This is a genomic window from Halorubrum aquaticum (assembly GCF_900113615.1).
GTDB lineage: Archaea > Halobacteriota > Halobacteria > Halobacteriales > Haloferacaceae > Halorubrum > Halorubrum aquaticum.
Genome location: NZ_FOPZ01000025.1, coordinates 18803 through 31569 on the forward strand (window position 1 = coordinate 18803; position 12767 = coordinate 31569).

13 protein-coding genes and 1 tRNA gene are annotated in these 12767 nt (G+C 70.5%); 4 read left to right on the forward strand and 10 right to left on the reverse strand.

The window, feature by feature from the left end; translation table 11 throughout:
- Positions 1-146: 146 nt before the first annotated feature.
- Positions 147-449, forward strand: a complete 303-nt coding sequence (locus F3H10_RS14955; protein ID WP_149785575.1) for a HalOD1 output domain-containing protein — start codon at positions 147-149, stop codon at positions 447-449.
- A 54-nt stretch (positions 450-503) separates the two neighbouring features.
- Here F3H10_RS14955 and F3H10_RS14960 read toward each other — a convergent pair whose 3' ends face one another.
- The 8 genes from F3H10_RS14960 to F3H10_RS14995 all read right to left on the reverse strand — a co-directional run bounded on the left by F3H10_RS14960 (position 504) and on the right by F3H10_RS14995 (position 6882).
- The gene (locus tag F3H10_RS14960) at positions 504-1160 is read right to left on the reverse strand and encodes a M48 family metalloprotease (RefSeq protein WP_149785576.1); all 657 of its coding nucleotides are present in this window, start codon (positions 1158-1160) and stop codon (positions 504-506) included.
- Between the two features lie 69 nt (positions 1161-1229).
- A complete protein-coding gene (locus F3H10_RS14965; RefSeq protein WP_149785577.1) occupies positions 1230-1880 on the reverse strand; it encodes an AAA family ATPase in 651 nt (216 codons plus the stop codon).
- A complete protein-coding gene (locus F3H10_RS14970) occupies positions 1877-2755 on the reverse strand; it encodes a DUF7857 domain-containing protein (RefSeq protein WP_223174336.1) in 879 nt (292 codons plus the stop codon). The genes F3H10_RS14965 and F3H10_RS14970 overlap by 4 nt, the downstream gene beginning before the upstream one ends.
- A gap of 24 nt (positions 2756-2779) precedes the next feature.
- Positions 2780-3592 (reverse strand): DUF7856 family protein, encoded by an 813-nt coding sequence (locus tag F3H10_RS14975; protein WP_149785578.1) that lies wholly within the window; start codon positions 3590-3592, stop codon positions 2780-2782.
- A complete protein-coding gene (locus F3H10_RS14980) occupies positions 3589-3927 on the reverse strand; it encodes a DUF7855 family protein (RefSeq protein WP_149785579.1) in 339 nt (112 codons plus the stop codon). The genes F3H10_RS14975 and F3H10_RS14980 overlap by 4 nt, the downstream gene beginning before the upstream one ends.
- A 98-nt stretch (positions 3928-4025) precedes the next feature.
- Entirely contained in the window at positions 4026-4328 is a 303-nt protein-coding gene (locus F3H10_RS14985; RefSeq protein WP_149785580.1) for a DUF7854 family protein, read from the reverse strand.
- The gene (locus tag F3H10_RS14990) at positions 4329-6431 is read right to left on the reverse strand and encodes a minichromosome maintenance protein MCM (RefSeq protein ID WP_149785581.1); all 2103 of its coding nucleotides are present in this window, start codon (positions 6429-6431) and stop codon (positions 4329-4331) included.
- An 88-nt stretch (positions 6432-6519) separates the two neighbouring features.
- On the reverse strand, positions 6520-6882 hold the full coding sequence (locus F3H10_RS14995) for a TRAM domain-containing protein (protein ID WP_149785582.1): 363 nt from the start codon (positions 6880-6882) through the stop codon (positions 6520-6522).
- 163 nt (positions 6883-7045) lie between these two features.
- On the opposite strand from F3H10_RS14995, the gene F3H10_RS15000 reads away from it, so the two are divergent.
- Complete coding sequence (locus tag F3H10_RS15000) at positions 7046-9388, forward strand: DEAD/DEAH box helicase (RefSeq protein WP_149785583.1); 2343 nt, start codon at positions 7046-7048, stop codon at positions 9386-9388.
- Between the two features lie 507 nt (positions 9389-9895).
- Here F3H10_RS15000 and F3H10_RS15005 read toward each other — a convergent pair.
- Both F3H10_RS15005 and F3H10_RS15010 read right to left on the reverse strand, forming a co-directional pair.
- Positions 9896-9979: transfer RNA gene (locus tag F3H10_RS15005), tRNA-Leu, on the reverse strand.
- 30 nt (positions 9980-10009) lie between these two features.
- Positions 10010-11152, reverse strand: a complete 1143-nt coding sequence (locus F3H10_RS15010) for a PAS domain-containing sensor histidine kinase (protein WP_149785584.1) — start codon at positions 11150-11152, stop codon at positions 10010-10012.
- An 80-nt stretch (positions 11153-11232) separates the two neighbouring features.
- Between F3H10_RS15010 and F3H10_RS15015 the strand changes: the two genes are divergently transcribed.
- Together F3H10_RS15015 and F3H10_RS15020 are read left to right on the forward strand one after the other, a co-directional pair.
- Complete coding sequence (locus tag F3H10_RS15015; RefSeq protein WP_149785585.1) at positions 11233-11727, forward strand: DUF309 domain-containing protein; 495 nt, start codon at positions 11233-11235, stop codon at positions 11725-11727.
- Between the two features lie 100 nt (positions 11728-11827).
- Positions 11828-12550: a DUF192 domain-containing protein gene (locus F3H10_RS15020; RefSeq protein ID WP_149785586.1), complete on the forward strand. Its 723-nt coding sequence runs from the start codon at positions 11828-11830 to the stop codon at positions 12548-12550.
- Positions 12551-12767: the final 217 nt, after the last annotated feature.

The following is a 12767-nucleotide window of genomic DNA, read 5'->3' on the forward strand; positions in this document are numbered from 1 at the left end:
CCATGTGCCCCCGTGATGCGTGCGCCCGATTATACGTTTCGCTCGCTCCGACGCGCCCGGGGCGGACGCTTCCCGCCTCGGGCTCCGACTATCAGATACGATAAACGATGGCGGACGTTTATGTGCTGGCGCGCGGACGAGGCGGTATGAGCAGCGCCACGACGAACGTCTCCGACATCGGCTCGCTCCCCGGGTCGGTCCGCGTCGCCCACGGTCGTGACGGCCGGTCGCCGAGCCTCGCCGTCGTCGAGGCGGTCGCCGATCTCGCCGGCGTTGACCCCGACGCGCTCGGCGAGGAGACGGGGATCGTCCTGTACGACCACGTCGACCCCGACGCGCTCGACGCGCTCGTCACCCATCGCCACGGCGACGCCGCCCTCTCGTTCACCGTGGAGGAGTACGACGTGCGAGTCGACTGCGACGAGGTCGTCGCCCGGATCGCGGAGTAACGGTCCCGTGGAGACGGTCCCTCGGAGTAGCGATCTCCGCGGCACGACGAACCCTCAGTCCCCGTCAGCCCGCCGACGCAACGCCGCGATCCGGTCGCCGAGCGGGGGTTGAACCTCGAACCACGTCGACCAGTCGCCGGTCTCGGGTTCGACCCCGCGTCGCTCGGCGACGCGCTCGAAGGCGTCCGCGACCCGATCGGCCCCCACGGCGTCGGCGGCGCGGTCGTCGGCGGCGTACTGGACGCGCCGCCCGACCCAGAAGGAGGCCATGCCGACCGCGACGAGCGAGAGGAACCCGGCGTCGAACGCGACGGTCGCCGTCACGATCGCGGCGAGTATCCCCACCACGACCGCGACCGCGAGCGCGCGGAACTCGCCGTAGTACGTCTCGACCCGCCCGGCCTCGGCCGCGAGCAGGCCGACGGCGACGTCCTCCTCGAGGTCCGCGAGGACGGACTCCGTGAGAAACAGCACCCGCCGGCGGGGCGGACCCTCGACGGAGACGTCGATCGAGTTCGGAGCCGAGGTCGCCACGATCGCGACCCGATCGACGCCGAGGCCGGCCTCGCGGCGGAGTTCGTCGAGCGCGGCGCGTTCGGGGTCGGTGGGTTCGCGGAGGTCCCGAAAGCGGTCGGCCGCGTAGAGCGGACCGATCTCGACGGCGAGAAAGGCGATGACGACGACGCCGAGGAGGAACGCGGCCGTGAGCATCGGCCGATCGTCGAGCGCGCCGGGGGTAAAACCACGCGGTCTCGACGGAACCCGCCGTGACCGGTCCCGTCACCGCGGGACCCGTCTCGAGATCTCGCGGATCGCGTCGGCGGCAGTGCTGTCGGGGGCCGTATCGACGACGGGCCGTTCCTCGACCACCGAGCGGCCGACGCGGGGGTCGGCGGGGACGACCGCCGCCGGCGCGCCGAGCGCGTCGGCGATGGCGTCGACCGGTGGCTCCTCGACGACCCGGTTGACCGCGCAGGCGACGAGTCCGGCGTCGAGCTCGCGCGCCAGCTCCCGGGTTCGGATCGCGTCGGCCAGCGCGAACGCCCGCGGGGAGACGACGACGAGGCAGGCGTCGGCGACCGCCAGCGGAACGCCCGCGTCCGCGCGCCGGCCCGCCGGGCAGTCGATCACGACCGTCCCGTGGCGTCGTTCGACGCGCTCGACGGCGTCGGCGAGGCGGGTCAGGTCCGACGCCCGCGCGCCGGCGAGCGTTCGACCGCAGGGAACCACGTCGACCGGACCGGGCCGGAGCGTCTCCGTGACCGACGCGCGTCCGGCGAGCACGTCGTGGAGGTCCGGACCGTGGCCGGCCGGGAGGTCCGCCATGCCGAGGTCGGCGTCCACGACGACCGCGTCGAGCGCGGCGGCGACGTTGTACGCGAGCGTCGTCTTCCCGACGCCGCCCTTGCCGCCCGCGACGGCGAGGATCACGCGAGCCGCTCCAGCGCCTCGGTCGGCACGTCCGTCCCCTCCGCGCGCGCCGCCAGCGACGACGCGCGCTCGCTCAGCCGCCGGAGCGTCGCCGCGTCGTCCGCGACGCGCTCCGCGAGCGTCGCGACCGCCGTCACGCCGCCGAGACGGTCGACCGCGTCGGTCGCGGTCGCGAGATCGGCGTCGGTCAACCGCTCCGCCCGTTCGATGCGGCGTTCGGCCCGCTCGAGTCGGTCGTCGATGTCCTCCGCACCCGCCGAAACGATACGCGATCCCTCGAGATCCGAGCGAGAAACGTGACCTCCCGTGTCGTCGTCCGCGTCGCCATCGGTCAGTGACGTCGACGCGTCGTCCTCGATGGGTGACGTCGACGCGTCGTCCTCGGTCGACGGTGTCGGGTCGGTCTCGCTCGATGATGCCGCGTCGTCGGTCGAACCGTTCCCCGCGTTCCCGTCGACGACTCCGAGTCGCTCCGCCGGTTCGGATCCGACGAGGGCGTCCCGTGGCGGACGGTGGTCGCCGAGGGACCGAACCGCCGCGTTCGCCGTGGCCGCCGACGGATCGACTGGCGAGTCGACGTCGTCGATAGGACTGGCGTCCGTGATCTCGACCGGCGGGTCGGCGACCTCCTCACCCGCGGGGAGGACGACGGCGAACCCGACGGCGCGGCGCTCGTCCGATTCGAGACGGAGCGTCACGCCGGCCGCGTCCCATCCGCCCTCCGGAACGCCCGAGCGTCGCGGCGGGAGGACCGTGGCGTCGGTTCGATTCCGGACGCGCACGCGTCGGGAGACGGCGGCGGCGTTGTGGACGCGACAGGCGACGAACCCGACGCCGTCCTCGCGTTCGACGCTCCACGAGAGGTCCACGCTCATGCGTCGGCTGGTGCGGTATCCTATCTAAAGGTCGGGACCGGTCACGGGGACGTCGAGGACCGCTTCCGGGTCCGTCCCCTCCCACGCGTCGGAGACCGAGGCGACCCCCGGACGCAGGGTCACCGGTCCCTCGATCTCCGCGATCCGTATCGCCCCGAGCGAGGCGGCGAGCGGGGAGCCGTCGTACTCGCTCGGGGGCGTTCCGGCGACGACCGGATCGCCCCCCGGAACCGCCGACAACGACTCGCGGAACTCGGCGTACACCGCGAGCGAGAGCTCCTGCCGCGCGTCCCGCTTCCGGTTCTCCAGCCGATCGCGGAGGGCGAGCCGGTGTTCGCGCTCGTCGCGCGCCGCGGCTGCCCGCTCGCGCTCTCGCTCGAGCGTCTGCTCGGCGGCGATCCGCGCGGTCTGTGCCTCCGACAGCTCCGCCGCCGCCGCCTCGAGGTCGGCAAGCGCCTTCGCGGGATCGGCGTCGACCGCCCGGCGAGCCCGGACGTCGCCGCGGATCGCCGCGACGCGCTCCTCGAGTCGACCCTCCGCGCCGGTGGCGTCGGCGAGCCGCCGTCGAGCGCTCTCGAGGTCGACGTCCGGAACCTCGATCGCCGTCAGCTCCCCGTGGATCGCCGCGATCTCGTCGGCGAGCGACGAGGTCCGTCCCCGAGAACGCGCGGCGGCGGCGAGCTCTCGACGGAGGCTCGTTCCCGTCGGAACCCGTCCGAGCACTGCCTCCGGATCCGGGACCGGTTCCTCGACTGGGCCCGGAGGTGGCTCGTCGTCGGGACCGTCACGATCCGGGCCGTCACGCCCGAGGGCGTCGCGGTCGTTCCGGGCGGTCACAGCTCTCGGCGCTTCATCGCTTCCGGGTCGGGATGGTCCGTTCCGGCGGCGAACGCGGCGTACGGCGTCGACCTCGCGTCTCGATCGGCGTAGGCGCTCGCGGCCTCCCTGACGGCGGCGTCGACGAGGGAGAACTCGTTGAACGGCTCGGTCCGTTCGATCTGGACGGCGTCGCCGTGGGTCTCGCGCAGCCGCAACGCCAGGAACGCGCCGTACGCGGTCGCTTCGAGCAACGCCGCGCGGCCGAACCGCCGGACGACTTGGTCGTCGTGACGGCGACACGCGTTGCGGAGCCCGGTCCGGGCCGCCTCCGAGTACGTTACGACCAGTAACACGAGCGTCGGTGCTCGGCTATCGGATAAATCGGTTCCGAACGCGAGCGGCGAGCGGCGCTGCCGACGGGGGCGGCGCTCGGGTCAAGAAAGCGACGAATTCAGACCCGTTCGAGGTCGAACTCCGGAACGTCGCCGGCGGCCTCGGCGTCCGCCGCGGGATCGATCCCGGCGGCCGCCAACACGCGTTCTCGCGCCGCCGGCTCCGAGGGGGCGACGACGACGCGTCCGTCGACCGGCGGGTCACCGACCGCGCGGAAGACGTCGTCCTCGCCGTCGAGTTCCGTCGCGTACGTCCGCAACACGGCCGCGACGCGACGCTCGGTCCCCGAGAGGTCCTCCTCGCCGTTCTCGAACGCACGGAGGGCGTCCTCGACGTTCCGTAACGCGGAGATCCGGTCCATCTACGTCGTCCGCAGGTGGCCCTGCTGTGGCTCGTACACCTCGCCCTTCGTCCGGAGCTTCTCGATCTCCTGTTCGGCCTTCCCCGCGTCCATCCCGATCTCGCCGGCGCGGTCGAGCACCTCGTCGACGGGCGCGCCCTCCTGGTACTCGTCCTCGATGTCCGCGATGAGCGTCTTGATGTTCTTGATGCGGTCGCGCTGGCTCTTCGAGGTCCCCGTCTCGACGACGTCGGCGTCGAACTGGCCCGTCTCCGGGTCGACGCCGATGTCCTTGAGACACGACTCCACGATGTCGGTCGCGCGGTCTGCGTCCTCGCGCTCGACCGTGTCGGAGAGCCGGACCCGCGCGCTCGCCTCCGAGAGCCGCACCATCGCCTCCAGCTTCCGGGCGGTGACGGGGACGGGGGCGTCCTCGTCGGCCCCCTTCGAGCGCAGGTCGACGTAGAACTCCTCGATGAGTTCCTTGGCCTCCTCCGTCATCGTCGGGTAACAGGAGCGCTTCGCGTGCGCGACGTACTTCCGGAGGAGTTCGGCGTCGATCGCCGGGGCGACCTCCTGGGTCACCTCCGCGACCTGGTCCGAGGTGAACTCCGAGGTCGCCAGCTCCTCGCGCTGGGTGTTGAGCTCGCCGGCGTAGTTCGTCTTGATGATGTGTTTCGCCAGCCGCGAGTCGTGTTCGGGGTCCGGCTGGTCGGTCACCGTGAAGATCAGGTCGAACCGGGAGATGAGCGCGGGCTCCAAGTCGATCTGCTCGCCGATCGGCTCGTACTGGTCGAACCGCCCGTACTTGGGGTTGGCCGCGCCGAGCAGCGAACACCGCGCCTTCAGCGTCGCGTTGATCCCCGCCTTCGAGACGGAGATCTTCTGCTGTTCGAGCCCCTCGTGCATCGCGGAGCGATCGCTCGAATCCATCTTATCCAGCTCGTCGACTGCGGCGATCCCCTTGTCGGCGAGGACGAGCGCGCCGGCCTCGAGCGACCACTGCTGACCGTCACCGAAGTCGTCGCGGACGGCTGCAGCGGTGAGCCCGGCTGCAGAGGAACCCTTTCCGGAGGTGTAGACCGATCGGGGTGCGATGTTTTCTACATATGAGATCATCTGAGATTTACCCGTTCCAGGGTCGCCAATAAGGAGCATGTGGAGGTCGCCGCGGATCCGCGAGCCGTCGGGGAGGTGTTTGGTGACGCCGGAGAACAGTTGGAGGATCATCGCGAGCTTCTCCTCCTCGTAGCCGTAGATGGCGGGGGCGATGGAGTCGACCATCGCGTCGTAGATGTCCTCGCGGTTGGAGAGTTCGATGATCTCCCGGCGGTCCGCGTCGGTGATGTCCATGTCCTCGAACTCCTCGTCCTCGATGGCGATGGAGACGCCGTCCATGTACAGATCGAAGATGGCGGACTTCTCGTTGCCCTGCTCGACCTGCTCGATGTGGAGGACGCCGACGCAGGTGACGTGGTCGCCGGGGCTCACCTCGCCGGTGACGTCGTCGACGATGTCGACGTCGAGCGATTGGGGCGTCTCGCCGCCGCGGAGCCCCTCGGGCGACTCCTGGATCCGGAGCTTCTGGGAGTCGATGAACTCCGACTGGTCGAAGTTGACGCGGAAGGGCCCCTGCCGTTCACACCCCTGACACTCGTGGGGCTCCTGGAAGCCGCCGTCGCTCTGCGGGATGTACGTCATCGTCCCGCAGCGTTGACACTCGAAGGCCGCCTCGGTCACCTTCGGGCGGACGTCGGTCGCCTTGCGGACGATCCCCTGGACGGAGACGAGCTTGCCGATGTGGTCGTCGTGGACCCGGATCCCGCGGATGTCGATGTTCTCGGGGAGGTTCCGGAGTCGGACGTGCGCGCGACCGAGGCTGACGTCCGCGGGGAGGTCGTACAGCCGCAGCGCCTCCTCGGCGTACTCGCGCATCTGGTCGGGCTTCGTGAGGAAGTCCTCGGCGAGGTCGCGGTCGAACTGGAAGAGGTCGTCGTACTCGACGTACAGCGAACGCTGCTCGTTGGGGTACTTCTGTGCGAGGCTGCCTATCTCCTCGCGGTAGTAGTTCCGGTAGAACTGGATGAACCGTTCGGTGAGGTCCTGATTCCCGGCCTGAGCCATTACGCCACCCCTTCGTCGGCATCACGTATGAACCCCATGTTCGGAACGGAGGTGGCCCGCCTCGCCGGCCTCATCTCCCTCGCCGGCCTCACGCCTTCGTCACGAAGGTCGCGTCCGCGGAGGTCCGCCCCTCGTTGAACGAGAGCACCTTCGCGCGGATCACGTCCCCCTTCGAGAGGTCGCCCGGGACGTCCTGCGCGAAGACGACGAACCCCTCGACCTTGCCGACGGCGACCTCGCTCCCGGAGTGGTGGTCGGTGAGGTCCGTCACGCCGAACTCGTAGGTCTCGCCGATCTCGACCGGCGGGTCACGGTCCTGTGCGGCCTCGTGCGCCCGCTTGGATTCACGTGCCTCCGAGGAGGAGCCGCGGAGCCGACCGACGACGGCGAGTAGGACGAGCAGAACGACCACGGCGACGACGCCGACGACGACCGGAGACGAGGGTATCATGTCCCGTCGGTCGAGCCGCGACCACCTAAACGGGCGGGGTCCGGACCCGTCTCTCGAGGACGACCCGGTCGCATGAGAAACGCCTTTGCCCTCGAAGCCCCCGTCTCGGAGTGATGCGAACCAGCCTCGGTCTCGGAGGGACTCCCCACGGGCGTGGTACCGAATGAAGGTCGCGGACGCGGTGCCGGAGTTCGCCGACGCCTTCGGGTTCGAGGAGTTCAACCGGATGCAACGCGAGGCGCTGCCCGGGATATTCGAGACCGACCACAACGTCGTCGCGTCGGCACCGACCGCCTCGGGCAAGACGGCGCTCGCCGAACTCGCGATCTGTAAGACCCTCTCCGAGGGCGGAACGGCGCTCTTCATCGCGCCGCTGCGCGCGCTCACGAACGAGAAGGAGAGCGAGTGGGAGCGGTTCGAGGACCTGGGCTACTCGGTGTACGTCGTCTCCGGCGAGCGCGACCTCAACCCCCGACGGGCCGAGCGCGCGGACGTGCTCGTGACGACGCCCGAGAAGGCCGACAGCGCCACCCGCAAACACGACTCGGCGCGGTACAGCTTCATCACCGACGTCGACTGCGTCGTGATCGACGAGGTCCACCTCCTCGACTCGGAGAAGCGCGGCGCGGTGCTCGAGGTCACCGTCTCGCGGCTCCGCCGGCTTCGGGATCCCCGGGTCGTCGCGCTCTCGGCGACGATGCCGAACGTCGACGACGTGGCCGAGTGGCTCGACGCGCCGCCGGAGACGACCTACTCGTTCGGCGACGAGTACCGCCCGGTCGACCTCGAAACGGGCGTCAAGACGTACAGCCACGGGTCGAACGCGTTCGCCGACAAGTACCGGCGGCTCTACCGGGCGCTCGACCTGGCCGAGCCGCACGTCCGCGAGGACGGCCAGGCGCTCGTGTTCGTCTCCTCGCGACAGGACACGGTCCAGGCGGCCAAGAAGGCGCGCGACGAGATCACGGAGCGGGACGTCCCGATCGACTCGCGGGGCGACTACGACTTCCACAACGACGCCAAGGAGCTCTCGAACGACACGCTCCGGCAGTCGGTCCTCGACGGCGTCGGCTTCCACCACGCCGGGCTCTCGAAGGGCGACCGCGACCGCGTCGAGGAGTGGTTCAAGACGGGGAAGATCAAGCTGCTCTTCTCGACGTCCACGCTGGCGTGGGGCGTGAACCTCCCCGCGCGCTGCGTCGTCATCCGCGACACGAAGTACCACGACCCCCTCGAAGGCGAGACCGACATCTCGCCGCTCGACGTGCTCCAGATGCTCGGGCGGGCGGGACGGCCCGGCTACGACGACGTGGGCTACGGCTGGGTGGTGTGCGACCGATCTGACGCCGACAAGTACCGGAAGCTCCTCCGGGAGGGCAAGGAGATCGAGTCGCGGCTCGCGGCGGAGCTGGAGTCGCACCTCAACGCCGAGGTCGCGATGGGGACGATCCGCGGGCTCGAGGACGTGATGGAGTGGCTGGAGACGACGTTCTACTACGTGCGCGCGCGTTCCGAGCCCGCGGAGTACGGCTTCGAGGGCATCCGAGACCGCGTCCGCGACACCCTCGACTCGCTCGTCGACGAGGGGTTCGTCGCGGCCGGCGACGACCTCGGGGTCGAGCCGACGACGCTCGGCCGGCTCGCCTCGAAGTACTACATGCGCCTCGAGACCGCCCGGCAGTTCCGCGCGCTCGCCGACCGCGACCGGATCACCGTCGACGCGGTGCTCGAGACGGTCGCGGCCGCCGGCGAGTTCGATTCGGTCTCCGCGCGTGCCTCGGAGTCCGACGCCGTCGACCGGATCCTCGAGGGCCACGACACCGCCCTCGAGGACGGCCACCGGAAGGTGTTCGCCATCCTGCTCGCCGGGATGGCGGACTCGACGCCCGCGGACCTCCGCTCGGACGCGTGGGTGATCCGGCAGAACGCGCTCCGACTGCTCGCCGCGCTCTCGGAGTTCCTCGACCGGTTCGCCGGTCCGCGGGCGGCCAACCTCGCGTGTCGGGTCGAGGCCCGCGTCGAACACGGCGTCTCCCGCGAGGCGGTCGCGCTCACCGCCATCGACGGCGTCGGCTCCGGCCGCGCCGAGCGGCTCGCGAACGCCGGACTGACCTCGCCGGCCGAAGTCGTCGAGGCGGGTGCCGGCGCGCTGGAGAGCGCCGGGATGAGCGACTCCGTCGCCGAGCGGATCGTCGACGCCGCCCGCGAGTGTCCGCGGATCGAGGTCGACTGGGGGGCGTTCCCCGAGACCATCGCCGTCGGCGAGAACGAGCTGTGCGAGGTCGGCGTCTCGACCGCCGGCGGGGGCGCGCGCGTCGGGATCCGGGTCACCGTCAACGACGTGGAGATGACCGAGACGACGACGTATCTCGACGGGGAGACGACGACCCCGGTCGGCGTGTTCGGCCCCCCGGACGCCGACGAACTCGAGTTCGTCGTCGAGGCGGTCTTCCCCGACCTGCCGCTGATGCCCGTGCGCGCGAGTCGGACCGTTCGGGTGGAGTAGGGAACGAGTGCGGTGGCGCGCCTCCGAGTGCCCCGCAGGGGCACGAGGAGCCCGCGAGGGACGCTGCGAGCGCGTGGAACGCGCGAGCAGCGAGGCTGGGGAGGTGTGAGGTGCGGGACGGTCGCGGTGCGGGGGGGTTGGGTGGGACTCAAAGGGGCAGTCGCCGGCGGCTTCGCCGCCGGCTGCCAGAGGCGCGGAGCGCCTCGCTGTCGCGAGAACGAAGCACGCCGTAGTAAGCACCGCAGCGAAGGAGCGAACGAAGTGAGCGAGTGAGTGAGGCGCGCAGCGAGGCGCGCGAGTTCTCACGACTGGGGCTTTGATGGTGTATTCCGCGGTCGTGTTCACCACGGAATCAACTCCATACAATCGATCGGTCGGATCTCTCGCGGAGCGGATCTCGAGTTCGTCGCCGTTTCTGGACTCGGCTACCCGTACCTAGTGAGTTTAGTGAAGTGGAGTTTTTGCGAGGGAAGAGCGCTCCGAGAGCGTCTTCCGCACTGTTGCCAGTGCGAGGGGAGGGATTTGAACCCACGGACCTCTACAGGAGCGGATCTTGAGTCCGCCGCCGTTTCCGGGCTTGGCTACCCTCGCACGCGGTCGGAGGTTCGACACCGCATCCCTTTATCTCGTCGGTTCCGCGCCGACCAGCCGCGCCTCGAACCCGTCCTCCCGCGACTCGCCGATCTCCAGCGTCCATCCGTGCGCGGCCGCGACGCGCTCGACGATCGCGAGTCCGATCCCGGTCCCGCCGTCCTTCGAGACGCCGAACTCGGTCACCGCCTCCCGCTCCTCGTCCGGGATCCCCGGCCCGTCGTCGGCGACGTACACCCCTCGGTCATCGACGCCGACCCGAACCGCGGGCGCGTCGCCCGCGTGCTCGAACGCGTTGGCGAGCAGGTTCCCGACCGCACGCCGCAGGAGGGTCGGGTCCGCGAATACCGGCCCGCCGCCCTCCACGACGAGGGTCGCGCCCGCCGGCGGCTCGCCGAAGTCGCCGGACTCCCAGCAGTCACGCGCGAGCTCTCCCAGATCGACCGTGGTCTCGGCGACGTCTATCGCCGCCGGCTCGCGCGCCAACACCAGCGCGTCGTCGATCAACGCCCCGATCCGGTCGAGCGCGTCCTCGGCAGGGTCCAACCGCTCGAGGTCGCCGGTCTCGCGGGCCAGATCGACGTAGCCCTTCGCGACCGAGAGCGGGTTCCGGAGGTCGTGTGAGAGGAACCCGGAGAGCCGTTCGAGCCGCTCGTTGAGTCGCTCGAGTTCGCGCTCGCGCTCGACGCGTTCCGTGACGTCGCGGATGACTCCGACGACCCCGACGATCCGGGGGTCGTCCGGCGTGCCGTCGCGGCTTCGCTCTCCGCTCCCGACCCGATCGAGTTCGTCCGCGGTCAGCGGCGTGAGCCGCGTCTCCGTGGTCACGGACGACCCGTCGCCGAGCGTCGTCGTGAGCTGGACCCGCTCCTCGCGGGAGTCGCCCTCGAGGACGCGCTCGACCGCCTCGCGATACCGGTCGCCTTCGCGTTCGTCCCAGTAGCCCGCCTCGACGAGCCGCTCGGGGTGTTTCGCGAGGAGGAGGTCGTCCCCGAAGCCGGTCACCTCTCGGAGCCGGTCGTTGGCGAACACTCGGATCCGGTCGGCGTCGAGCACGTACGCTCCGTCGCGGATCGCGTCGACGACCGCGGCCGCGTACCGGGATCGATCGTCGGTGTGGGTCCGCCCGTGGTCCCGGGACCGTCCGTGATCCCGGTCCCGCTCGTCGTCCATGGTCCGAACACGGAGCCGAACCGTAAGTGTACGACGGTCCCCACGAAACGGTTAGGTCGCTGGCGACGCGACGGGTTCGCATGGACGACCACACCCGCGACCCGACCGTCGCGCCGCCGGTCTCGGGGGAACCCGCCGGCTGGCGGCGCGACCGGATCGAGTCGAACGGGTGGGAACACGGGACGCTCCGGCGCGCGGTGGTCCACGGCGTCCGGCTGTACAACGACGGCGCGTACCACGAGTCACACGACTGCTTCGAGGACGAGTGGTACAACTACGGGCGCGGCACCACGGAGAGCGCCTTCCTCCACGGGATGGTTCAGGTCGCGGCGGGCGCGTACAAGCGCGTCGACTTCGAGAACGACGACGGCATGCGGAGCCTCTTCGAGACCGCGCTCCAGTACCTCCACGGCGTCCCGGACGACTACTACGGCGTCGACGTCGACGACGTCCGCACCGCGCTCGCGGCCGCCCTCGAGGACGCGACCGCCATCGACGGCTGGCGGATCGAACTCGACGGCGACCGCCCGACCGCCGGCTCGGACAGCTACGCGTACGTGGAGAAGCTCGACTGAGCGACGCGGTGGTCGGAGGGAAACCGGCTCACTCGCCCGGATCGGATCACCCGCTCGGACGACTGGCTTATGTCGTCGGCGTCCGGAACGGGAGACAACGATGACGCGTCCCGGCTCCGACTCCCGGTCCCGCCGTCGATACCTCCGTGCGATCGCCGGGCTCGGGGGCGTCTCCCTCGCCGGGTGTCTGAACCGAGACGGACCGGCGGCCCCGACCGACGTCGATGCGGGCGAAGTCGACGCCGAAAGCGACGACGAGAACGCGACCGGGAGCGAGGACGGGAACGCGACCGGAAGCGAAGACGAGGACACCGACGGGGACGCGGACGACGCCGATGGCGACACCGGAAACGAGAGCGACACCGACGGCAATGAGAGCGACGCCGACGCCGACGAGCCCGCGGACGCGGAGGACCCGGTCCACCCCGACTACGAGACCCGCGAGGTAGTCGTCGAGACCCCCGACGGCGACGCACTCGGATCGGTGACCGCGGCGATCGCGGACACGGACGACCTCCGAGAACTCGGCCTGAGCGACACCGAGTCGCTTCCGGAGGACCGCGGCATGCTGTTCGTCCACGGATCGGTCCGGAACCGGACGTACTGGATGCGACGGATGGACTTCGGGATCGACATCGTGTTCGCGGACGCCGACGGCGTGATCACCGAGATCCACCACGCGCCGGCTCCGGGCCCGGGAGAGGACGGGACGGACCAGACGTACGGCGGACGCGGGAAGTACGTCCTCGAGGTCAACTACCGATGGACCGAGGAGCGCGGCGTGAGCGCGGCCGACGTGCTCGTTTTCGACCCGATCGAGTGAGCGGGCCCGAATCGACCGGCGGCCTCGTTGAATTCTGTGAGAGGGGATCGATCCCGATCCAGTTGCGGTCAATACAGGTGAGAGAGGTATCAATCCGGGGCGGTGGCGCGCCTCCGAGCGCCCGAACGGGCGCGAGGAGCCCGCGAGGGACGCCGCGAACGCTTGAAAAGCGTGAGCGGCGAGGCTGGGGAGGTGTGAGGTGCGGGGCTGTGCGGGG